Origin of the sequence: Bacillus sp. GbtcB10 (genome assembly GCF_019091365.1) — a bacterium.
In the GTDB taxonomy this organism is placed as follows: domain Bacteria; phylum Bacillota; class Bacilli; order Bacillales; family Bacillaceae; genus Bacillus; species Bacillus altitudinis.
This window is the reverse complement of record NZ_JAGXJP010000039.1, coordinates 1-353: the sequence shown is the minus strand read 5'-3', so window position 1 is coordinate 353 and position 353 is coordinate 1. Positions and strand designations below refer to the sequence as shown.

Below are 353 nucleotides of genomic sequence, written 5' to 3'. Positions count from 1 at the left end.
TTATCCTATCACCACTGTGGAAATTCCGGAGTTTGCAGTTTCTTCATCTTTATTACGTGAGAGATATAAAGAGAAGAAAACATGCAAATATTTACTTCCTGAAAAAGTACAGGTATATATCGAGAGGAATGGGTTGTATGAATCGTGAGGAAGCACTTCATATTGTGAAACAACAAATGCATGAAAAACGTTATATACACACAATTGGTGTAATGGAGACGGCAATTGAACTTGCTAAATTATACGGTGTGGATGAAAAAAAGGCTGAAGTTGCAGCTATATTCCATGATTATGCGAAGTGTAGAGCGATTTCAGAGATGGAAGAGATCATTAAAAGTGAAGGTTTGCCGAAA

At 36.3% G+C, this 353-nt stretch carries 1 protein-coding gene and 1 pseudogene; both read left to right on the top strand.

From position 1 onward, the window contains the following. Positions 1–148 (top strand): annotated as a pseudogene (gene nadD, locus KVT11_RS19605) (nicotinate-nucleotide adenylyltransferase); the annotation flags it as partial. Continuing rightward, positions 117–353: bis(5'-nucleosyl)-tetraphosphatase (symmetrical) YqeK (gene yqeK, locus KVT11_RS19600; RefSeq protein ID WP_309234386.1), on the top strand; the 237-nt coding region annotated here is incomplete at its 3' end. The pseudogene nadD and the gene yqeK, both read left to right, overlap by 32 nt.